We start from the raw sequence: 20584 nt of genomic DNA, 5'->3' as shown, positions 1-20584 counted from the left end.
CTCCCTTTCATGCGCCACTATAGCACGGCATCCCAAAGCAGTTTCACGGCAATCACCGCGAGGAGCACAAGGATCACCTTGTCGAAAGCCTCTTTCGACAGGCGCCGCGCCGCCCAGGCGCCCACCGCCACCCCTGCGAACAGGGGAGCGAGCGACAGGATCGCAAGCCCCGCACGTTCCAATGTCAGGATTCCAAATCCAACAAGCACGGGAATCTGGAACGCGGACATCGACAGGAAAAAGACCGAGATCGTGCCAATGAACTCGGCCCGTCCCAGGCGCATCGCATTGAGGAACGTCACGCTGACAGGTGCCGAGATGCCGCCCGCCCCCTGCATCAACCCGCCGAAGAAACCGACCGATGGGCCGATCCGGCGCGCCGTCTCTCTCGGCAACTGCCAATGAGGTCGCGCGAGACGAAGAATGATATAGGCCGCCACCACCCCCGCGAGCGTCGCCATCAGCACTTCGGTCGGCAGCAAGGCCAGAAGGACCGAGCCAACCATAGCGCCCGCGCCACCGGCTGCCGCGAACATCCAGACGAACCGAAGGTCCGTCGCATCCTTCCGATAGGCCCATGACTGCCAGATGTTCGACAGAAGGTTGATGACCGAGAAGATCGCAACCGCCTTCGGCAGGTCGAACACCATCGCAAGGATCGGAACGCCGACGACCGGAGCGCCTACGCCTGTCGCGCCCTTCAGAAAGCCGCCACCGGCGATGCCCAGCGCAGCAATGAGATACGGCCAATACTCCATCAGAACGCATCCGTCGCGGCGACGTCCAGATCGAGAAGCACCTGGCGACGCTCGGAGCGGATAACCTTGACCGCGCGTTCAAGCGCCGCCGGCAAGTCCTCGGCCCGCTCGACTTTCTCGGAATGCGCCCGGCTGGCACGGGCAACCGTGGCGAAGTCCGGAACCGGTTTCAATGATGTCAGCGGCACCTCGTTCATCCGCGCTGCCGCGCCCTTTGGATAGCCTTTGACCACCGACCGCCGCACAGCATTCCACATTCCGTTGTTCTTGATCACCGTCAGGATCGGCAGTTCCAGTGCCTCCGCAATCTGATGACATGCGACCGGGTTCGCGAACATGTAGCTACCATCGCCCATACACGCGATCACAAGCCGGTCGCGGTCGGCAAGTTGCGCGCCCAGTGCAGCTGGCATCGCCCATCCCAGTCCTCCTGCATGCACATTCGAGAAGACGCGGTTCGGCCCCTCCAAATCCATATCGGGCAGAAGCAGGCCCAATTCGGTGAACGCCACCGCGCGCTCGTCCATGATGTCCGAAATACAGCGGCTCATCCAGCTTGCCGACATCGGCCCGCCGCTCTCGATACCGGTCCCACGCGCTGACAGATACGCGTCCCGCTTGCGCGCGACCCAGTCCGCTCGCCGCTCCGAATTCCCACCGATACGCTGTTTCCCGAGTTCTTCCAGCAGCTTGACCGGATCCGCAGCGATCGCGAGATCGGCGCGGTATCCCCGGACGGGCATGCGCCGGAACAGCGGATCGTGACCGACATGAACGATCTTCGCCGTCTCCGGCGGTGGCGACCCCGCCTCTATCCAGGGCACGCCGCTGTCGAGAACAACGACAAGGTCTGCGCCGTCCATCGCCGCCTTCGGATCGTATCCGACCAGTGCAGGGTCGCTTGTGGCAAGAACGTTCCGGATGCTGAACGGTTCGGCGACAGCCAATCCGAACCGGGCCGCGACTTCCGACAACAGCGCCCCCACTCGTCCCTCGGGATCACCACGCTGGCACAGAACGACCGGCGCCTCCGCAGCGGCGATCCATGCGGCAAGCCGCGCAACGGCTTCGGAGTCGGGTGCGGCGGGCGACGCCGCCGGTGCCACGGGTGCCGGTCTGAAGGCCTGCGGGAGGGGCTCACTCAAGGGCTCCTTCGGCAGAGACAGGTAGACCGGCCCCTGCGGCGCGCTCGCCATAAGACTGGCCGCGCGCTTCACCACGCTGTCGCATTGCTCGGGATAACGAATTTCATAGTCGAACTTCACCAATCCCCGCACCAGCCCCGTCTGGTCATACATTTCCTGACCGTACTGGATCGGCGTCATCCGCCCCCCCTTTCGTCCGGTCTCGGTCAAAGGCGTCCTGCCCGACATGACCAGGATCGGCACGTCGTCAGACGCAGCGTTGATCACGCCCATCACCGCGTTGGCCAGCCCGACATTCACATGCATCATCACGGCCTGAGGCCGCCCCGTCGCAAGCCAGAAGCCATGCGCCATGGCCACGCCGGCTGTCTCGTGGGGGACCGTCACGGGAACCGGAACCTGGCTTGCAGGAAGTCGCGCAAGCCCTTCGATAATTGGGGGAAAGTCCGTTCCCGCATTGGCGAAGAGATACTCGATTCCCACGCCTGCAAGGGCGGTCAAAAGCGCTTCGCCTCCGGTCTCCGGTCCATGCGTTTCCGACACCATTTCACTCTCCCGATCCGTCACGCTTGATATTCTTCCCGCCCCGCATAAAGTCAATTCATTCTCAATAATTGGGATTCGAGCCCAAAAGAGGATCAACTGGGAGGACCAAAATGAAATCGCTTCTAACCGCCGCGGCCGTCGCCGTTGGCCTGATCACAGCCAGCGCCGCATCGGCGCAGAATGTCGGTATCGCAACTTCGAACCCCGGATCACTGTTCCACAACATCGGCACCGCGGTCGCCAACGCGGCCAACGCGAACGGACTGAACACCACGATCCAGCCGGCGACCAGCCCGAACCAGTTCATTCCGTTCCTGAACCAGGGGGGGATCGAATTCGGCGTCGCCAACCTTCAGGAAGTCAACTACGCCATCACCGGCGAAGCCTGGTGGAACGGGAACCAGAACCCGAACCTTCGCGTCGTGGCGCATCTTCAGCCGCTGGTCGAGGCTATCTTCGTGCGCGCCGACAGCGGCATCATGAAGGTCTCCGACCTGAAGGGACAGCCGATGACCGACGGCTATACCGCGCAGAACACCATCCTGCCGCAGCTCTCCGCCTTTTATGCCACGGCAGGCATGACCCGTGACGACGTCGAAAAGGTCTCGGTTGCCTCGGTGGTTGCTGGGGCCGACGCCTTCATGGCTGGTGACACGGTGGGCTTCATCTTCGCTCATGGCGCGGGCAAGGTGCGCGAAGCCGACGCGGCCGTCGGCGGCCTGCGCGCGCTGACCGTCGAGGACGACAGCGAAGCGGCACTGGCCGCGGCGCGGGAGCACTGGCCGACGGCCTTCTTCACCACTCTGAAAGCCGGCTCTATGCCGGGCGTTCTGGAAGACGGCGTCTACATCGCCTTCCCGCAGGTCATCTTCACCCACGCGGGCGTTCCTGATGACCAGGTCTACGCCATGGCCAAGGCCATGTACGAACAGGCCGCCGTCATGGGCGAGACCTTCCCGCCCATGCGCGCGTTCCGGCCGGAAAACATGAAAGGCGATCCGGGTATCGCAGAGTACCACCCCGGCGCACTCAAGTTTTTCGAAGAAGTCGGACTGAACTGACCCGGACAGGGCGGGCCTCTCAGGCCCGCCCCTCAGCAAAGCGGCGCATATGACGGCAATACCAATGAAAACCGCGAAGCCGGTGGCGGATATCCTTGCCGCCTGCCTCGTGCTGACCGCCATCGGGTGGGCAATGTCCTTTCAGCGCCGTCTCGGGCTGGACCTCTACCCGCAACAGTTCTTTGCCGCCGTCCTGTTCTTCACGCTTCCGATCGCCTACCTGACGATGCCCGCGCGCCGCGGCACCGAGCGGCAGGCGGTTCCCCTTCACGACGTGGCGCTGGCCGCCGTCTCGATGCTGGCGGTCGGTTATGTGGCGATCGCCTACCCCACCCTTGTGCTGCAGATCTTCACCCGTCCGCCGGAACTCTGGATCACCGGACTGATCATCATTCTCCTGACACTCGAAGCGCTTCGCCGCTCCACGGGCTGGGCGCTTGTCCTGATCATCGCGGCGTTCATTCTCTACGCTCTGATCGGCGACATGATCCCGGGCCGCCTTCAAGGTCGCCCACAGAACTGGCAGTTGCTGGCCGGCTATATCGCGGTCGACTCGAACGGCATTCTTGGCCTTCCAATGTCGGTCGCCTCAACCGTTGTCATCGCTTTTATCCTCTTTGGCGTGCTTCTCGGCATCACCGGCGGCTCACAGTTCTTCACCGACGCCGCGATGATCCTGATGGGCCGCTTCCGCGGCGGCTCGATGAAGATCGCCGTTCTTGCCTCCGGGCTCTTCGGTTCGATCTCCGGCTCTGCCGTGGCCAACGTGGTCGGCACCGGCGTCGTGACCATTCCGATGATCAAGAAAGACGGATATCCGGCCCACAAGGCCGGCGCGATCGAGGCCGTCGCGTCGACCGGAGGGCAGCTGATGCCGCCTGTCATGGGCGCCGCCGCCTTCCTGATGGCTGAGTTCTTGGCGGTTCCCTACAGCGAGATCGTCATGGCGGCCCTTCTGCCCGCGATCCTGTATTACGTGGCGCTCTTCATCCAGGCCGATCTGGAAGCGGCCAAGCTGGGTATTCGCAGGATACCGGCTTCGCAGATTCCAAGGGGCCAGATGGTCGCCGTCGGCCTGCACTTCGTGCTGGCCTTCGCGGTTCTGATCTATCTCCTGTTCTGGCAACGCTACCAGCCGGAACGCGCCGCTCTCTGGTCGGCGCTGGCGCTGTGCGCGACCGCCCTCGTCTTCGGATATGGCGGCATCCGGCCAGGAGTACGCGCGCTCCTCGGCAGCATCGCAAGGACCGGCTATTCGGTCGTGGAGATCCTGCTGATCTCTGCCGCCTCCGGCATCGTGATCGCGGTTCTGAACATCACCGGCCTCAGCTTCAATCTGACCTACGCGCTGGTCCAGATCGGAGGCGGCAGCGCGATCCTTCTCCTCCTGCTCTCTGCCATCGTCTGCATCATCCTCGGAATGGGGCTGCCGACGCTTGGCGTGTATGTCCTTCTGGCAGCCCTCGTGGCCCCTGCCCTGATCGAAGTCGGGATCGAACCCATCGCTGCCCATCTCTACGTCCTCTATTTCGGCATGATGTCGATGATCACGCCCCCCATCGCGCTGGCGGCATTCGCCGCCGCCGCCATCGCCAAGGCGCCGGCCATGGCCACCGGCTGGGCCGCGATGCGCTTTGGCTGGGCCGCCTACGTGATCCCCGTCCTGTTCGCCTTCAGCCCCACTCTGATCCTGATCGGCGATCCGGGCGCCGTCCTTTTCGCCGCGCTCACGGCCGCGCTTGGCGTCTGGCTGATATCGGCCTCGCTGGCAGGTTTCTTCCGCGGTCGCCTCTCCCGCTTCAAGCGCACGCTCTTCGGCGTCGCCGGACTCATGGCGCTTGTCCCCGAAGGCGCCTTCGAAGGCGCGCTTCTGACGGACGTGATCGGCATCGTCATGGGCATGCTCCTGATCGTGTCCGAACTGTTGCGGCGCAATCCCGATCCCATGACGGAGGCCAGCCAATGACCTCGGTTTCTGGCTCCGGCGAGCGGATTCTGGCGATCCTCGATCTCTTTTCCGAGGACTGCCCGAACTGGACGACCGAACAGATGATGGAGGCCCTCGGTTACTCGCGCCCCACGCTCTACCGGTATCTCAAGACGCTGAAGGATGCGGGCTTTCTGGCTTCGCTTCCGAACTATGGCTACACGCTGGGCCCCAGGGTGACCGAGCTGGACTTCCTGATGCGCCGCTCTGATCCGCTGATCGCGGAAAGCCGTCCGCACCTCGACCGGCTTGCACGACGGCACGGCGCGGCCGTGTTCGTCGTCCGCTGGTATCGCCGCAAACTGCTGTGCGTAGCGTCCGAGGATCACTCGCACGAACCGCGTTCCAGCTATCCCCGCGGCCGCCCCATGCCGCTTGGCCGCGGTGCGATCAGCCGCGCGATCGCGGCGTTCCTGCCCTCGCGCGAGAGAAACGCATTGATCGAGGAATACCTTGACGAGTTCACCACGCTTGGCATCGGAACGACCCGCGAGGCGGTATTGAACGAACTCAAACAGGTTCGCCGCGAAGGCGTTGCCATGGCATGGGGCGAAGTGACCCCGGGCCTGATCGGCATCGCATCGCCAATCCTCGCTCCCGATGCGAGTCCGATCGGCGCGATATGCCTGTCGAAGGAGGCGCGCGGGACGGATGACAGCGAGCTATTGGTGATCAAGGACGCCATACTGACAACTTCACTCGAAATCTCGGGACGGCTCGATCCCGAAACGAAAAGGCAGATCGCATGACGGAACGCTACGACGTGCTCATCAATGGCGGCGGTCCTGTTGGAATGGGGCTCGCCATCGAGCTTGGCCAGCGCGGCATCAGGACATGCGTGGTCGAACGAAACCGTGACATGCACCCCATCCCGAAGGGGCAGAACCTGACACAGCGCACATGCGAGCATTTCCGGGCATGGCACTGTGAGGACGAAGTCCGCGCCGCCCATCCTATCCCCGAAGGCGGCGGCATCGGGGGCATGACCAGCCACGGCACCCTTCTGTCCGAATACACCTACGACTGGCTGAACCGGGCGAAGGTTAAGGACTACTACTTCGCCGCCAATGCCCGCCTGCCCCAATACGCCACCGAACGGGTTCTGCGCGCGCGGGCCGCCGAGTTGCAATCGGTCACGATCCGCTACGGCTGGGCCGGTGACGCGCTGGATGCCGGCGAGGACGGCGCACGACTGACAATCGCGAACCGCGAGACGGGCCAGTCCGAGACACTCGAAGCCCGCTTCCTTGTCGGCACGGATGGCAGCCGCTCCATGGTGCGCGACGCAGCCGGCATCGGCGAGCATCTGTCCGACCACAACAAGTTGATGGCCCTCCTCGTGTTCCGCTCGGAAGAACTGCACGAACTATTGAAACGCTATCCCGGCAAGGCGTTCTACTGCGTTCTGAACCCGGAGTACGAAGGCTACTGGCTGTTCTTCGGACGCGTCGACCATGGGCTGTCCTGGTTTTTCCACGCCCCTCTTCCGCCCGGCACGACTCGGGAGAACTTTGACTTCGAGGCACTGCTGCACAAAGCGGTGGGCCAGAAATTCGATCTTGAAATCGACCATATCGGGCTCTGGGACCTGCGCGTCTCGATGGCGAGGACCTATCGAAAGGGACCGGTTTTCATCGCGGGCGATGCCGCGCACAGCCACCCGCCTTACGGCGGCTACGGGATCAACACAGGGTTCGAGGACGTCCGCAACCTTGGCTGGAAACTGGCCGCCGTTCTGCAGGGCTGGGGCGGCGATGGTTTGCTGGACAGCTACGATGCAGAGCGCCGCCCGGTCTTCGCCTCGACCGCCCGCGACTTCATAGAACGCTACATCGAGGACGACCGGGCATTCCTTGCGGCACACGACCCGGTACGGGACAAGGACGACTTCGAGAAAGCCTGGTTCTCGCGGAACCTCGATGCCGACGAGGTTCTGGCCTTCGAACCGAACTATGAAGGATCGCCGATCATACCACAGAGCAAGGGCATGCCCAGCGCGCGGGGTTCCCACAGTTTCGCGGCCCGGCCCGGGCACCTTTTGCCGCCGCCCGGCCCCGATGGACGCGAAGCCGGCAAGGCGATTGGACCAGAGTTTACCGTGCTGGCCGCCCGCCCGGAGCGTGCCGCGGGCTTTACCAAGGCGGCCAAGAGCCTTGGCGTTCCACTGTCCGCCCCGGCATCGATGGCAGACTGGCACCAGTGTTGGGGTCGTGAGGTGATTCTTGTACGGCCGGACCGCTATGTCGCCTGGACCGGTGACAACGATGCGGACGCCGACCGGATTCTCCGGGCGGCTCTCGGCTCCTGATGGGAAAGACAGGAAGATGACGGACTGGAATGGCCGCAACATCGTGATCACCGGTGGCGCCTCTGGCATTGGCAAAGCGACAGCGGGAAAATTCGCGAAGCTCGGAGCGAAGGTCACGATCGTCGACCGAACCGATCCCGACGACGGTTCGCTCGATTGGGTAAAGGCGGACCTGAGCGATCTGGGTTCGATAAAAGGCCTCCGACTTCCGGATCAAATCCATGCGCTGGTGAACGCCGCGGGCCTGCCACCGCGCCCCGGGCGGGAAGCAGAGCTTCTCCGGGTAAACGTCTTCGGCCTTCGTACCCTGACGCGGCACGCCCTGCCACGAATCGCAGACGGCGGCGCAATCGTGAACATGGCGTCGAAGGCCGGCGCGAAATGGCGCGAAAACGCCGAACAGGTGAAACGCCTTCTCGTACTTGGTCCGCAGATGCTCGACCGGTTCGTCACCGAAGAAACCATCGACCCGGTCCGGGCCTATGATCTCTCCAAGGAAGCGGTCGTGGTCTGGACCAAGGCGATGGTCGATGAATTGCGCGCGCGCTCCATCCGCATCAACGCCGTCAGCCCGGCCGCTGTCGACACTCCGATCCTCGGCGATTTCATGGAAGCGTTCGGCGAACGCGCCAGCCGCGGCGTCGCGATCGCCGGACGCGCTGGACGTCCTGAGGAGATTGCCGAGGTGATCCTGTTCCTCGCGTCAGATGAGGCGTCTTGGGTCTCGGGATGCAATATCGAATGCGATGGAGGCCTGACCGCCACGCTCGACGCCCGCGCGTTGTCCGTTACCGCCGGCTAGGCGTCAGCGGCGAGGCTCGGTAACGCAGCGCGCGGCCAGCGCAGCGGCGCGAACGCCATCGATCGGGAGCAGCCCGGTGCGCTCAAGGACAAGCTGAGGCAGATGAACCATGCCGCCACAGCCAAGAACGACGCTGTCCACGTTGTCTTCGTTCTCGGCCCGCACAATCTCTTCGATCACCCGCTGCATGGCCGACTGGGGTTCCCGCTCCAGTTCCAGAACCGGCACGCCGCTGGCGCGCACTCGGCCAAGGCTGCGCTCGAGCCCGTAGGCCCGCACGTTTTCCTCCAGGATCGGAACCGAAACCGCCAGCGTCGTGACAACCGAAAAGCGCCGCCCCAGAAGCGCCGCCATGTGATATCCAGCCTGCCCGATGCCGATCACGGGACAGTCGGCCAGGTCGCGTGCCTGCTCCAGACCGGTGTCGTCGAAGCACCCGATGATGATGGCGGCTGCCCCCTGCTTAGAAGCCGTGCTCACCAGTTTCAGCAAAGGTGGAACCGCCGCGTCGCCGTCCTCCCGGCCCTGAATCGCCGGGGGCCCATCGTGGGAGGTCCAGCCCTCGATCCTGATGTCCGGAACCGCGGCCTGCGCGGTCATGCGCATGGCTTCCGTCATCGTTTCGGTCGAATTGGGGTTGATCAGAACGATCATACCATGCCCTTGCCCGCGTCAGAGCCGGCCTTTGCCTTGCGCCGCGAACTGCCCCATGCCAGCAGCAGGAAGACCGCGATGATCAGGAAGGAAAAGGCCGTCGTCAGCGTTCCCAGGGCATAAAGCACCGGTGTCGTGACGTTGGTCGTCATGCCGAAGATTTCCAGCGGCAGCGTGTTATAGCTCCCCGCAGTTAGCAGCGTGCGGGCAAATTCATCATAGCTCAGCGTGAAACCGAACAGCGCCACGCCGATCAGCGATGGCCCGATGATCGGCAGGACCACGTGGCGCAACGTCTGCCAAGGTGTCGCGCCAAGATCGCGCGCGGCCTCCTCGTAGCTTTTATCGAACCGGTTGAAGACCGCGAACATGATCAGAAGGCCGAAGGGCAGCGTCCAGGTCAGCTGCGCCCCGAAGGCCGAGGTCGACCAATGCACATCCAGCCCCGACTGGCTGAACAGCAAACCGACACCCAGCGAGATCAGGATCGACGGGATCACCAAGGAGGTGATGATAAGGTAGAAAACGATGGTCGAACCGGGAAAGCGCTTGCGGAACGCGAGCCCGCCCATGACCGAGACCACGACTGTCGTGACCATCACCATCAGGCCCAGAGCGAAGCTGCGCCGGAAACTGCCCCAGATATCGCCCACCGCCTGTTGCTCGAACAGGTCGCGGAACCAGTGCAGCGACACACCGTTCATCGGGAAGGTCAGACCGCCGCCCGGCCCCTGAAACGACAGGATCGCGATGGTGATCGTCGGACCGTAAAGAAACAGCAGGAACAGCGCGAAGAAGGCCGACAGGATATAAAAAGACCTGGGACGCGGTTCCATCAGAGTTCCTTCCTAATGTCGACGAAGCGCAAGAGGATGCCGATCACCATCAGCACGGTGATCAGAAGGATCACCGCCGTGGCGCTGGCAGAGGGGTACTGCAGCAGCGCGATATCGTTCGAAATCAGGCGCCCCACATTGGCCGACTGCGATCCGGACATGAACCGCACGGTGATGAAATCGCCCATAACCAGCGTGACGACGAAGATCGTTCCGATCATGATACCGGGCTTGGTCAGCGGGATGACGACGTTCCATAGGATCTGCGCGCCGTTCGCACCCGCGTCCCGCGCCGCCTCGATCAGGGATTTGTCGATGCGCATCATCGTGTTGAAGATCGGGACAACCATGAACAGCGTGTAAAGATGCACGAAGGCCAGGATCACCGCGAAATCGCTGAACAAAAGCCATTCCAATGGCTCGTCGATCACGCCCCACGAGATCAGCGTCGAATTGGCGATGCCGTTCCGGCCAAGGAACGGGATCCACGAGATCATGCGAATGATGTTCGACGTCCAGAAGGGGATCGTGCACAGGAGGAAGAGCGCAATCTGCCACGTCAGGCTGCGGACGTGGAACGCAAGGAAATAGGCAACCGTGAACCCGATCACCAAGGTAAAGACCCAGGTGATCAGTGCGTATTTGAACGTGTTCAGGAAGACCTGGTAGGTCACGGCCGATCCGAACAGGAACTCGTAATTCTCCCAGACGAAGTCGGGGATGATCGAGAACTCGGTCGCGCGCCAGAAGCTGACGACCACGATCATCACGATGGGAAGCACCAGAAACACTAGAAACACCGCAAGCAGTGGCGACACCATCAGCAGACCGCTGAGTTTCCGATTTCCCGCTATCCGGTCCATGTTGTTCCCATGTCCTGAAAGGGGCGCGGCGGAAACCGCGCCCCGAGAGTGTCGCTTAGGCGGCGATGAACTCGTTCCACTTGCGAACCATGTACTGGTTCTCGTCCATGACGGCGTTCCAGCAGGCAACGGCGCCCATGCGGTCGTAGAAGCTGCCACCGTCGCGGGTCTCTCCGGCCTGGGCCAGCGGATCGCCGAAGGGCGACGTGATGACGTCGGTCGCTTCCTTGCCCTCGAACCAGTAGCCCCACTCGTTCTCGGACATGTAGTTCTTCGAGGTCTCCGGCACGGCCGAGTAGTAACCTTGGCGCATCAGGAAGCCGCCGACCCAACCGTCGAGATACCAGTTGATGTACTCGTAAGCCGCATCGCGCTCCAGACCGGTCAGAGCGGCCGACAGGCCGATGCCGCCGCCCCAACTGCGATAGCCTTCTTCCAGCGGCTGGTAGACGCAAGGAATGCCGCGCGACTTGACCGCGGTGATCGCCGGCGACCACATCGACTGGATCACGACCTCGCCCGACGCCATCAGGTTGACGCTCTCGTCGAACGACTTCCAGAAGGCGCGGAACTGGCCGTTCTTCTTGGCTTCGGTGAAGATGCCGATCGTCAGATCGATCTCTTCGCGGGTCATGTTGCCCTTGTCGGGATAGGTGTATTCGCCCATCGATTCAACGACCATCGCCATGTCCATGATGCCGATCGACGAGATGTCGAGGATCGAGGCCTTGCCCTTGAACTCGGGGTTCAGAAGCTCGGACCAGTTGTTGATCGGACGGCCGATCAGGTCGGGGCGGATGCCCAGGGTGTCGGCATTGTAGATCGTCGGGATCAGGGTCATCCAACCGGATTCTTCCTGAACGAAATCAGTGCCTTCCGGGCCGGAGGTGAAGCCCACGGTGTGCGGCGCAGTGCCCTGTGCGATCGTGCTTTCCGGGGTCAGCTTGCCGCTCCGGAAGATACCGACGATCTTGTCGTAATTCTTGATCTTCGACGTATCCATCGCCTGCAGGTTGCCGGTCGGCCAGACCTTCTTGCAGATCCAGTACTCGATATCGGCGATGTCAAAGCTGCCGGGCTGGGTCGCGGCGCGCTGGGTCACGCTGTCGGAATCGAGCGCCGTCATCTCCAGCGTGAAGCCCAGGTCTTCCTTAACCTTCTGGGCCACTTCGTTCAGGTTCGACACGCCGGTGCCGAACTGGCGCAACGTGACGTCCTTGATGTTCTGCGCCCAGATCATCGGCGCGCCAAGCGTGCTTGCGCCAACGGCCGCCGCGCCTGTCTTCAGAAGGCTTCTACGGGATAGTTTCGCCATTGTTTCTACTCCTTGTCGGATGGTTTAAGTCGTCAGTCGGTGAAGTTGGTCTTTGTCCCAGGTCAGGCCGACGGGGTCGCCCGGGTTTTTCGGATTTGCAAAGAACGCGGAGTCCGGCATCAGCGCCGTCACGTCCTGATCACCCGCGATTTTCGCGCTCACGGAGACATGCGTTCCCTGGTACTCGACGCCGGTGATCTGGCCGTCCAGCTGGCCTTCCCCCGGCGCCGCAAGACGGACGGCATCCGAACGGATCGCGAAGTGCCCATCCGGCAGGGCCAGCACGTTGTGCCCGCCCATGAACTGAGCGACGAACGCGGTCTTCGGCGCGTTGAAAACCTCGCGCGCCGGTCCCGCCTGCTCGATCACGGCGTTGTTCATGACCACGATCTCGTCCGCCAGCGCCAGCGCCTCGTCCTGTCCATGGGTGACGTGAAGGAAACTGATGCCCAACTCGCGCTGAAGCTTTCTCAGTTCGCCCCGCATCCGGATCCGCAGGAACGGATCCAGTGCCGAAAGCGGCTCGTCCAGAAGCAGGACCTGAGGCCGGGTGATCAGGGCGCGGGCCAGTGCGACACGCTGCTGTTGCCCGCCCGACAACTGATCCGGCAGGCGATCCACCAAGGCAGAGAGATCAACCAGTTCCAGCATCTCGCCCGCCTTCTTCAGCCGCTCGGCCTTGTCCACGCCCTTCATTTTCAGGCTGAACGCCACGTTCTCGGCCACGCTCAGATGCGGGAACAAAGCATAGCTCTGGAACATCATCGCCGTGCCGCGCTTGGCAGGCGGCAGGTCGGAGATGTCCTTGCCACCCAGCAGGATCGAGCCCTCGCTGACACTTTCGTGCCCGGCGATCATCCGAAGCGTCGATGACTTGCCGCAACCGGACGGCCCCAGAAGACATGCATACGTGTTAGGCTTGAAATGATGGCTGACGGCATCAACGGCCACGGTCGATCCGTACCGCTTGGTTACCGAGACCAGTTCAAGTTCTTTTCCAGCCGCGTCCATGAAATCCCCATCGCTTGCGCTTCACCAAAGCGGGGACCGGCGCAATCAGGAAAGACCTTGCCAGCCTTCGACCCACCCAAAACATGAACTCGCTCCAATTGAGGGCAGAATCCTGACCCTGTGCTTACTTTTTGAGCACAATTTTGTATACAATCAAGATTTAAATCCAATACATGCCCGACTCAGCTTGAGGGGAAATCTCGGCTCTGCCATTCAAGGGGCAGGTGAACGGTATGTTGGAAAACACAGCGAAAAAGAAAAGCACGCCACAGGCCGACGACATCGCGTCGGCCCTGACGCTTGCCATACATCAGCACCGGATCGCTCCGGGCACGAAGCTCGGCGAAGACGACCTCGCCGACATTTACGGAGTCTCCCGCACGATCATCCGCGCGGCGCTCCATTCGCTGGCCCATAACCACCTCGTCGAAATCCATCGAAACCGTGGCGCCTTCGTCGCGCAACCGACGCCGCGCGAAGCCAGAGAAGTGTTCGAGGCACGCGCCCTGCTAGAGCCGCGAACGGCGCGCAGCGCCGCGGAACGCGCGACGAAGGAAGACATCGCACTCCTGAACAGCCACATCCGCGACGAGCACGATGCCCTCGCCCGCGCCGACAACGGCGCGGCCCTGCATCTCTCGGGGCTGTTTCACATCGAGATCGCCCGGATAGCCGATCAGACCACCATCGCCGCCTTCATCGAGGCCCTCATCGCACGCTCCTCGCTCATCATCGCGCTCTACTGGCGGCGCGAAAGTGCCCTGTGCGAGAAACACGCTCACCACGCCTTGGTCGAGGCCATCTCGCGCGGCGACGGAAAGCTGGCCGAGGAATTGATGCACAGCCACCTCGTCGACCTTCACTCGGCACTCGACCTGCGCGAGAGGAACACGCCGCCGCGCAGCCTCAAAGAAGCGTTGTCGTCATGAAAATCCGCCAGATGACCCTTGCCGACCTGTTGATGGTGCTCGACTGGGCAAGGGAGGAAGGCTGGAATCCCGGACACTCCGACGCCCCCGCCTTTCTTGCCGCCGACCCCGAAGGCTTCTTCCTCGCCGAAGTGGATGGCCGGCCTGCAGCGGCGATATCGGTCGTCAATCACGACGCTGACCACGCCTTTCTGGGGCTTTACATCTGCCGCCCCGAGTTCCGGGGCAAGGGCCACGGTCTGGCACTCTGGACCGCAGCGCTGGCGCACGCCGGGTCGCGCTCGGTCGGATTGGATGGCGTTCCGGCGCAACAGGCGAATTACGAACGTTCCGGGTTCGTGAATGTCGGCCAGACCGTCCGTTACAGGGGACATGTCCCGGCAACCCGGACGAACCGCATCCGTCCCGCCAGGGAAAGCGACCTTGCCGCACTGATTGCCGCCGACGCAACCGCCGCCGGACACAAACGGAGCTCCTATGCCGACGCATGGTTCCGTCCCGCCCGCGGACGCCAGACTCTTCTTCTCGACGGGCCAATGGAATCACTCGCCTTCGCGACGTTTCGCACCTGCGCCGAAGGCACGAAAGTCGGCCCCCTCCTCGCAGCCTCCGAAGAGGATGCGCTCGCCCTGCTGCAATCCCGCCCCGCACCCTTTGCCGACGGCCCGCTCTTCGTCGACGTGCCCGCCGCCAGCCCGCGCCTTCGGAAGATGCTCGAAGACCACTCCTTCGAACCGGCCTTCGACACCGCGCGCATGGTGCGTGGCTCACCACCCCCGGCAAGCCCGCCAGAACTCTACGCCGTCACGACGCTGGAACTGGGCTGATCGGATCACGCGGGCGGCAGCAATTCGATCCCGTGTTGCCGGAACACATGCGGCATGTCGATGAACACCCAGTTTTCCGCCAGCTTGCCCCCGCTTTGCCGATAGATGTCGATCACCCGGAATTCCGTCTGCACCCCGTCCGCCGGAATACCCAGGTAGTCGCCGGTCAACGCCGCCCTGAAATTCGGCCAGCCGAAGAACCCGCCGAAATTCCCCTCGGCCAGACGGCAGACATGCCCGGTCGAACTGCGGTCAGAGAAGGCAGCCCGGAACGGTCCGGAATGCTGCCTCGCATAACGCTCGATGGTGTAGCACGCTCCGATCCCGGCCGGCCCCCACCAGATCATGTCATCATGCCATGTCCGCGCCAGTTCCTCCTCCAACGGCAGACCCGACTGCCATGTTCCCAGATCCGAGATCATCGCATTGATCGCGACCAGCGTCGCCTCGCCCTCCTCCACCGGACGATCCCCGAACATCAGCCCGTCATGGGTGGCCGGCCCCGGCTGCACCAGGTGCGCGCCCGCCTGATCCTCAAAGGGCCGCATCCCGCATTGCATCATCAGGTGCGGAATGTCGAAAAAGAACGCGGTCTCGGCGATCCTGTTCCCCTCGACCCTGCTGAATTCACAGTAACGCAGGAACGCCATGCGCCCGGTCGGACCGATCCCAAGCCAGGGCCGGTCGAACAGCCCGACAAGATGCCCCATCGAGACGACCCAGACGCTGGAGAACCCATCCATCTGGTTACGGCCTGCCATGAAGACGTCCTGGCGCCGATGCAAGGCGGTGAAGGCCTGGGCAAGCGGAGCCCAGAATGTCCGGGCGACCTCTTCGGGACCCTGAAGCTGGTTGAACGGGTGATAGCCGCGCCACAAGAGATCAGGGGTGCAGAATCGCGACATCGCCTGCAAAGCACCCGCTTCACCCCCTGCGCGCAACGCCGCCTGAAGCTCCATAACCAACTGTTTTTCTGAGTTAAATCCCATCTCAGCACCATATTTTGCATACGCTTGCAAAAATCTCTTGCCAAAGCGAACTCTTGGAGTCTACCTTTTTTGCAAGCGTATGCAAAAGCCATTCACCAGGGGGGAGCATGGCAGAAATCCAATTGCGCCGTGTCAGCAAGCGCTGGGGCAATTTCGTTGGCGTGGAGAACTTCGACCTGACCATCGCCGACAAGGAATTCCTCGTCCTCCTCGGTCCCTCCGGTTGCGGCAAGACCACCACGATGCGCATGATCGCCGGGCTGGAAGACGCCACTGACGGCGATATCCTGATCGACGGCAAGCGCGTCAACGACCTGGAGCCCAAGGACCGTGACGTGGCCATGGTGTTCCAGAGCTACGCGCTCTACCCGAACATGAACGTCTACGAGAACATCCGCTTTCCGCTCAAGGTGCGCGGCACGGATCCCGCGACTCATGACGCCAAGGTGCGGCGCGCCTCGGCCATGGTCGAACTGGACGATTTCCTGCACCGCAAGCCTGCCGAACTCTCCGGCGGCCAGCGCCAGCGCGTGGCTCTCGCCCGCGCCATAGTGCGCGAACCAAACGTATTCCTGATGGATGAGCCGCTGTCGAACCTCGATGCCAAGCTGCGCGTCTCGACCCGAGCCCAGATCAAGAACCTCAGCCACGAACTGGAAGTCACCACGATCTACGTCACCCACGATCAGATCGAGGCCATGACGCTTGCCGATCGCGTCGTGGTAATGAAGCAGGGCATCGTCCAGCAGGTCGGCAGCCCGACCGAGATCTACAACACGCCCGCGAACACCTTCGTCGCAGGCTTCATCGGCAACCCGGCCATGAACCTGATCGACGGCCAGATGTCGGGCGGCACCTTCCGCGCCGACAGGACCGAAATCGCCGGCCTCGGCGCTCCCGACGGAAAAGTGACGCTGGGCTTCCGCGCCGAAGACGCCAGCGTCGTACCCTCGGGCGGGCAGATCCAGGCGCCGATTTATACGCTGGAGCTCCTCGGCGACGCCACCATGGTCTCGGTCCGGATCGGCGGCGCGCTTGTCGCGGTCAAGGCCGACAAGACCTACCACGCCGAAATCGACGACATGGTCTCGATCCATGTCCCAACCGAAGCCTGCCACCTGTTTCACGCCGAAACCGGTGAGCGTTTAGGGGGCTGAGACCCCATCCATTCCGCGTTGTCGGACAACCCGGTGCAACATTCGAACACGCACCGAACAAACAGGGAGACGATCATGTTTCTGAAGAAAGTAGCCTTGGCAAGCGCGATGTCGCTGGCTGCGGGAACGGCCTGGGCCGAATGCACGATCTCGGCGCGCGTCAGCATCGTGGGCAACGAGTTTCCGGCCATCCAGACCGTGGGCGCTGGCGCGCAGGCCTGCACCGGCGCCGAGGTTTCGACGAACCTCACCGCCGATCACCAGAAGATCAACCTGCCCGGCATGCAGGGCAACCCGGCCGAATACACCAGCGCGATCATCGCTAACTCCTCGATCGTGGCGCTGATGAACGACGACGTGATCCGCCCGCTGGACGACCTCGTCGCCAAGCATGGCGCGGGTCTCAAGCCGAACCAGCTGGTCTCGATCAACGGCAAGGTCATGGCCGTGGCCTTCATGGCCAATGCCCAGCATCTGGTCTACCGCGCCGATATCCTCGAACAGATCGGAGTAGAGCCACCGAAAACCTACGAGGACATGCTGGCCGCCGCAAAGATGATCCGCGACCAGGGCATTCTTCAGAACCCGGTCGGCGGCGCTTATGCGGCGGGCTGGAACCTGGCCCAGGAATTCAACAACATGTACCTCGGCTATGGCGGCGAGTTCTTCAAGGCCGGCTCCGCCGAACCCAACGTGAACTCCGAGGCCGGCATCAAGACGCTCGAGATGATGAAGGCGCTGTCGGAATACATGAACCCCGACTTCCTGACCCATGACTCGAACGCCACCAACGCCGAGTTCCGCGCAGGCAATGTCGCATTGATGAACATGTGGGGCAGCCGTGCCGCCACGCTCACCACCGCCGATGGCGTGCCTCAGGAAGTCATCGACGGCTTCGCCATCGCCGGCCCGATGACCGTGGGCGGCGGCGCCACTCCGGCATCGACCCTCTGGTGGGACGGCTGGACCGTGGCCAAGAACATCTCGGACGAAGAGGCCGAAGCCACCTTCATCGCCATGATGAACGGGATCCGCCCCGAGATCCTCTCCGATCCGGAAGTCGCGAAACAGGCCGTCTGGCTGATCGACGGCTATAAGCCTACCGAGGCCGCCGTCGGCGTGTTCGAGGCCGCCAATTCAGGCACCATCCCCTACCCGATGCTGCCCTACATGGGCCTCCTGCACACCGCGCTCGGCAACGAACTCGCCGACTTCATGCAGGGCAAGGAAAGCGCCGAGCAGGCCCTGAAGGATGTCGAAGCGGCCTATGTCGCCGCCGCCAAGGAAAAGGGCTTCCTCTGAGACGCCTCCCGCGAAGAGGGGCCCGCCCCTCTTCGCCTCTCACCCAAGATCCGAGCCCATGAAACACCGCACCTTCTTCTGGTTCTTCCTGCCCACCGGCCTCGCGATGCTGCTGTTCATCGCCGCGCCGATCGTGTCGGTCGTGATCCAGTCGATGTTCGCTCCGCATGAGGCGGTTCTGGTCACGGTCGAAAACTGCGGCCCCTTCGGCTGCAACAAGGAAACCACTATCGACCAAGACGCCACCCGCGCGCTGCGCGAGGCGCAGCCGCTCGGTCGCTTCGTCGGTCTCGACGTCTATTTCGACCGCGGCCACCTTGCCGTCGCCGAGGTCGCCGAGGCCTGGGCCACCTCCGAAAGCTGGGGCCGGTTCTGGGCCCAGTTGCGGAACCTGCCCTTCTACCGGGCCATGGCCTTCACTCTGACCTTCACATTCGTGGTCACGCCGCTCCTCATCGCCTTCGGGCTCATGATCGCGCTCGCCGTCAATTCTCTTCACCGCCACCTCAAGGGGCTGGTGATCTTCTTCTCGCTCCTGCCGATGATCGTCACGCCGCTCATCGGTTCGCTGATCCTGTTCTGGATGATCGACAGCCGCGGCATCCTCGGCTCGGCGATACAGTGGCTGGCCGACGACCCCGGCCTGTCGCTCAAGGCGTCGACCGGGCTGACCTGGATCATGCTGATCGTCTACGGGGTCTGGCACTCGGCGCCCTTCGCCTTCGTGGTGTTCTATGCCGGCCTCCAGACCCTGCCCCGAGACCAGCTGGAAGCGGCCCAGATCGACGGCGCCAGCCGCTGGCAGCAGGTACGCTACGTGGTGATCCCGCACCTGATGCCGCTGGTGACCTTCGTGGCGCTGATTCAGCTGATGGACAACTTCCGGGTCTTCGAACCTATCGTCGGCTTCAACGCCTCCGCCCACGCCACTTCGCTCAGCTGGATCATCTTCAACGATCTCGGCGGCGAGACCCGCCAGCTTTCCGCCGCCGCGACGACCTCCGTCCTGACAATCATCGGCGTGGCGATCCTCCTCTCGCCGGTGCTGGTGCGTACATGGCGCGACTTCAAGGGAAGAACCTGATGGCCAGCCGCGCGCAACGCCCCCCCGCAAGCCTGCGCATCCTGACCGGCGCTTTCGTCGCTGTCTGGCTCGTCATGGCCGCTTTCCCCTTCCTCTGGACGCTCTGGGGATCGTTCAAGGTGGAACTCGATTTCTTCTCGATCGCCGACTGGACAAACGCGCTGACCGGCAAGCGCACCATGGAGACCCACGGCTCGCCCTTTACCGGCGCCGGCTATGAAGGTGCCTGGGTCCAGGAAGAGTTCTGGCGCCCCGCCATCAACACCTTCATCGTCTGCTTCTTTGTCGTCTGCACCTCGCTGACGATCGGCACGCTGGGCGGCTACGCCCTGTCGCGCTCGGGGTACCGCTACACCTTCTGGCTCCTGATCGCCGCGCTGATCTTCCGCGCCATGCCGCCGATCACGCTGGTCGCGGGCTACATGCTGCCCTTCTTCGAGTGGAACCTCTGGGGCATCCTGCCCACCACGATCATCGTGCTGGTCGCGATCAACCAGCCGTTCACGCTCTGGATGCTGCATTCCTTCTTCCAGAACATCCCGAAGGAACTGGACGAATCCGCCAAGGTTGACGGCTGCACCCAGTTCCAGGCCTTCCGCCACGTGATCGTGCCCGTGATGTGGCCCGGCGTGATCACCACCGGGCTCTTCAGCTTCCTACTCGCCTATAACGACTTCGCGGTGACATCGATGCTGCTCGCCGAACAGAACCGCACCATGGTCCCCCAGATCGCCGCTTTCCTCGGAACCACCTATACCGAGGGCAACGTGATGTTCGCGGTCGCCGCCGTGGTCTCGGCCACCGTTCCGCTCTTCATCCTCGTGATGTTCTTCCAGCGCCAGATCGTCAGTGGGCTGACAGCAGGAGCGGTCAAGGGATGAGCCGCGCCACGCAAAAGAGCCGTTGCCTCTTTCCTCTTGGCGGAAATACTTCGGGGGGACCGGGGGGCAGCGCCCCCCGGCGGGTCGCTCCGCATGGCGGAGCGAAGAGACAATTTCAGGAGACGACCT

19 protein-coding genes are annotated in these 20584 nt (G+C 63.0%); 11 read left to right on the top strand and 8 right to left on the bottom strand.

The genetic code is table 11. The features are described 5' to 3' along the window. Nucleotides 1-17: 17 nt before the first annotated feature. The gene (locus ACKLNI_RS20900) at nt 18-758 is read right to left on the bottom strand and encodes a sulfite exporter TauE/SafE family protein (RefSeq protein ID WP_413721044.1); all 741 of its coding nucleotides are present in this window, start codon (nt 756-758) and stop codon (nt 18-20) included. Further along, nucleotides 758-2449 carry a thiamine pyrophosphate-requiring protein gene (locus tag ACKLNI_RS20895; protein WP_413721043.1) on the bottom strand — a complete coding sequence of 564 codons (1692 nt, stop codon included), beginning with the start codon at nt 2447-2449 and terminating at the stop codon, nt 758-760. The genes ACKLNI_RS20900 and ACKLNI_RS20895 overlap by 1 nt, the downstream gene beginning before the upstream one ends. A 110-nt stretch (nt 2450-2559) precedes the next feature. Between ACKLNI_RS20895 and ACKLNI_RS20890 the strand changes: the two genes are divergently transcribed. The 5 genes from ACKLNI_RS20890 (at nt 2560) to ACKLNI_RS20870 (ending at nt 8607) form a co-directional block, all read left to right on the top strand. Beyond that, the gene (locus ACKLNI_RS20890; protein ID WP_413721042.1) at nt 2560-3510 is read left to right on the top strand and encodes a TAXI family TRAP transporter solute-binding subunit; all 951 of its coding nucleotides are present in this window, start codon (nt 2560-2562) and stop codon (nt 3508-3510) included. A 64-nt stretch (nt 3511-3574) separates the two neighbouring features. Next, a complete protein-coding gene (locus ACKLNI_RS20885; protein WP_413721041.1) occupies nt 3575-5476 on the top strand; it encodes a TRAP transporter permease in 1902 nt (633 codons plus the stop codon). Beyond that, nucleotides 5473-6246, top strand: a complete 774-nt coding sequence (locus ACKLNI_RS20880) for an IclR family transcriptional regulator (protein ID WP_413721040.1) — start codon at nt 5473-5475, stop codon at nt 6244-6246. The genes ACKLNI_RS20885 and ACKLNI_RS20880 overlap by 4 nt, the downstream gene beginning before the upstream one ends. Continuing rightward, the gene (locus ACKLNI_RS20875; RefSeq protein ID WP_413721039.1) at nt 6243-7805 is read left to right on the top strand and encodes an FAD-dependent monooxygenase; all 1563 of its coding nucleotides are present in this window, start codon (nt 6243-6245) and stop codon (nt 7803-7805) included. The genes ACKLNI_RS20880 and ACKLNI_RS20875 overlap by 4 nt, the downstream gene beginning before the upstream one ends. A gap of 16 nt (nt 7806-7821) precedes the next feature. Continuing rightward, nucleotides 7822-8607: a coniferyl-alcohol dehydrogenase gene (locus tag ACKLNI_RS20870; protein ID WP_413721038.1), complete on the top strand. Its 786-nt coding sequence runs from the start codon at nt 7822-7824 to the stop codon at nt 8605-8607. A 3-nt stretch (nt 8608-8610) separates the two neighbouring features. Here ACKLNI_RS20870 and ACKLNI_RS20865 read toward each other — a convergent pair whose 3' ends face one another. From ACKLNI_RS20865 to ACKLNI_RS20845, 5 genes are read right to left on the bottom strand one after another with little or no spacing between them, the layout of a single operon-like run. Then, nucleotides 8611-9261, bottom strand: a complete 651-nt coding sequence (locus tag ACKLNI_RS20865) for an aspartate/glutamate racemase family protein (RefSeq protein WP_413721037.1) — start codon at nt 9259-9261, stop codon at nt 8611-8613. Beyond that, nucleotides 9258-10097, bottom strand: a complete 840-nt coding sequence (locus ACKLNI_RS20860; protein ID WP_413721036.1) for an ABC transporter permease — start codon at nt 10095-10097, stop codon at nt 9258-9260. Before ACKLNI_RS20860 ends, ACKLNI_RS20865 begins: the two co-directional genes overlap by 4 nt. Further along, the gene (locus ACKLNI_RS20855) at nt 10097-10960 is read right to left on the bottom strand and encodes an ABC transporter permease (RefSeq protein ID WP_413721035.1); all 864 of its coding nucleotides are present in this window, start codon (nt 10958-10960) and stop codon (nt 10097-10099) included. The genes ACKLNI_RS20860 and ACKLNI_RS20855 overlap by 1 nt, the downstream gene beginning before the upstream one ends. 55 nt (nt 10961-11015) lie before the next feature. Next, nucleotides 11016-12275, bottom strand: coding sequence for an ABC transporter substrate-binding protein (locus ACKLNI_RS20850; protein WP_413721034.1), 1260 nt, complete (start codon nt 12273-12275; stop codon nt 11016-11018). 24 nt (nt 12276-12299) lie between these two features. Then, the gene (locus tag ACKLNI_RS20845) at nt 12300-13286 is read right to left on the bottom strand and encodes an ABC transporter ATP-binding protein (RefSeq protein ID WP_413721033.1); all 987 of its coding nucleotides are present in this window, start codon (nt 13284-13286) and stop codon (nt 12300-12302) included. Nucleotides 13287-13519: 233 nt separating this feature from the next. Between ACKLNI_RS20845 and ACKLNI_RS20840 the strand changes: the two genes are divergently transcribed. Next, nucleotides 13520-14215 (top strand): GntR family transcriptional regulator, encoded by a 696-nt coding sequence (locus ACKLNI_RS20840; RefSeq protein ID WP_413721141.1) that lies wholly within the window; start codon nt 13520-13522, stop codon nt 14213-14215. Continuing rightward, nucleotides 14212-15042, top strand: a complete 831-nt coding sequence (locus tag ACKLNI_RS20835; protein WP_413721032.1) for a GNAT family N-acetyltransferase — start codon at nt 14212-14214, stop codon at nt 15040-15042. Before ACKLNI_RS20840 ends, ACKLNI_RS20835 begins: the two co-directional genes overlap by 4 nt. Before the next feature lie 5 nt (nt 15043-15047). On the opposite strand, the gene ACKLNI_RS20830 is transcribed toward ACKLNI_RS20835, so the two are convergent. Further along, the gene (locus ACKLNI_RS20830; RefSeq protein ID WP_413721031.1) at nt 15048-16031 is read right to left on the bottom strand and encodes an ester cyclase; all 984 of its coding nucleotides are present in this window, start codon (nt 16029-16031) and stop codon (nt 15048-15050) included. Between the two features lie 107 nt (nt 16032-16138). Between ACKLNI_RS20830 and ACKLNI_RS20825 the strand changes: the two genes are divergently transcribed. From ACKLNI_RS20825 to ACKLNI_RS20810, 4 genes are all read left to right on the top strand, one after another. After that, the gene (locus ACKLNI_RS20825; protein WP_413721030.1) at nt 16139-17188 is read left to right on the top strand and encodes an ABC transporter ATP-binding protein; all 1050 of its coding nucleotides are present in this window, start codon (nt 16139-16141) and stop codon (nt 17186-17188) included. A gap of 75 nt (nt 17189-17263) precedes the next feature. Further along, complete coding sequence (locus tag ACKLNI_RS20820) at nt 17264-18490, top strand: extracellular solute-binding protein (RefSeq protein ID WP_413721029.1); 1227 nt, start codon at nt 17264-17266, stop codon at nt 18488-18490. A 58-nt stretch (nt 18491-18548) separates the two neighbouring features. Next, a complete protein-coding gene (locus ACKLNI_RS20815) occupies nt 18549-19574 on the top strand; it encodes a carbohydrate ABC transporter permease (protein WP_413721028.1) in 1026 nt (341 codons plus the stop codon). Continuing rightward, entirely contained in the window at nt 19574-20455 is an 882-nt protein-coding gene (locus tag ACKLNI_RS20810; protein WP_413721140.1) for a carbohydrate ABC transporter permease, read from the top strand. The genes ACKLNI_RS20815 and ACKLNI_RS20810 overlap by 1 nt, the downstream gene beginning before the upstream one ends. Nucleotides 20456-20584 lie beyond the last annotated feature (129 nt).

The sequence above is a fragment of the Silicimonas lutimaris genome (assembly GCF_047314965.1).
Classification (GTDB): Bacteria; Pseudomonadota; Alphaproteobacteria; order Rhodobacterales; family Rhodobacteraceae; genus JAVJUV01.
Note: the sequence above shows the minus strand (reverse complement) of the source record. Positions and strands in the feature narration are given on the sequence as shown.

Excerpts from the sequence above, each read along its gene's own strand:
- ACKLNI_RS20900 (WP_413721044.1), bottom strand. The coding sequence starts at position 758 with ATGGAGTATTGGCCGTATCTCATTGCTGCGCTGGGCATCGCCGGTGGC.
- ACKLNI_RS20895 (WP_413721043.1), bottom strand. The coding sequence starts at position 2,449 with ATGGTGTCGGAAACGCATGGACCGGAGACCGGAGGCGAAGCGCTTTTG.
- ACKLNI_RS20890 (WP_413721042.1), top strand. The coding sequence starts at position 2,560 with ATGAAATCGCTTCTAACCGCCGCGGCCGTCGCCGTTGGCCTGATCACA.
- ACKLNI_RS20885 (WP_413721041.1), top strand. The coding sequence starts at position 3,575 with ATGAAAACCGCGAAGCCGGTGGCGGATATCCTTGCCGCCTGCCTCGTG.
- ACKLNI_RS20880 (WP_413721040.1), top strand. The coding sequence starts at position 5,473 with ATGACCTCGGTTTCTGGCTCCGGCGAGCGGATTCTGGCGATCCTCGAT.
- ACKLNI_RS20875 (WP_413721039.1), top strand. The coding sequence starts at position 6,243 with ATGACGGAACGCTACGACGTGCTCATCAATGGCGGCGGTCCTGTTGGA.
- ACKLNI_RS20870 (WP_413721038.1), top strand. The coding sequence starts at position 7,822 with ATGACGGACTGGAATGGCCGCAACATCGTGATCACCGGTGGCGCCTCT.
- ACKLNI_RS20865 (WP_413721037.1), bottom strand. The coding sequence starts at position 9,261 with ATGATCGTTCTGATCAACCCCAATTCGACCGAAACGATGACGGAAGCC.
- ACKLNI_RS20860 (WP_413721036.1), bottom strand. The coding sequence starts at position 10,097 with ATGGAACCGCGTCCCAGGTCTTTTTATATCCTGTCGGCCTTCTTCGCG.
- ACKLNI_RS20855 (WP_413721035.1), bottom strand. The coding sequence starts at position 10,960 with ATGGACCGGATAGCGGGAAATCGGAAACTCAGCGGTCTGCTGATGGTG.
- ACKLNI_RS20850 (WP_413721034.1), bottom strand. The coding sequence starts at position 12,275 with ATGGCGAAACTATCCCGTAGAAGCCTTCTGAAGACAGGCGCGGCGGCC.
- ACKLNI_RS20845 (WP_413721033.1), bottom strand. The coding sequence starts at position 13,286 with ATGGACGCGGCTGGAAAAGAACTTGAACTGGTCTCGGTAACCAAGCGG.
- ACKLNI_RS20840 (WP_413721141.1), top strand. The coding sequence starts at position 13,520 with ATGTTGGAAAACACAGCGAAAAAGAAAAGCACGCCACAGGCCGACGAC.
- ACKLNI_RS20835 (WP_413721032.1), top strand. The coding sequence starts at position 14,212 with ATGAAAATCCGCCAGATGACCCTTGCCGACCTGTTGATGGTGCTCGAC.
- ACKLNI_RS20830 (WP_413721031.1), bottom strand. The coding sequence starts at position 16,031 with ATGGGATTTAACTCAGAAAAACAGTTGGTTATGGAGCTTCAGGCGGCG.
- ACKLNI_RS20825 (WP_413721030.1), top strand. The coding sequence starts at position 16,139 with ATGGCAGAAATCCAATTGCGCCGTGTCAGCAAGCGCTGGGGCAATTTC.
- ACKLNI_RS20820 (WP_413721029.1), top strand. The coding sequence starts at position 17,264 with ATGTTTCTGAAGAAAGTAGCCTTGGCAAGCGCGATGTCGCTGGCTGCG.
- ACKLNI_RS20815 (WP_413721028.1), top strand. The coding sequence starts at position 18,549 with ATGAAACACCGCACCTTCTTCTGGTTCTTCCTGCCCACCGGCCTCGCG.
- ACKLNI_RS20810 (WP_413721140.1), top strand. The coding sequence starts at position 19,574 with ATGGCCAGCCGCGCGCAACGCCCCCCCGCAAGCCTGCGCATCCTGACC.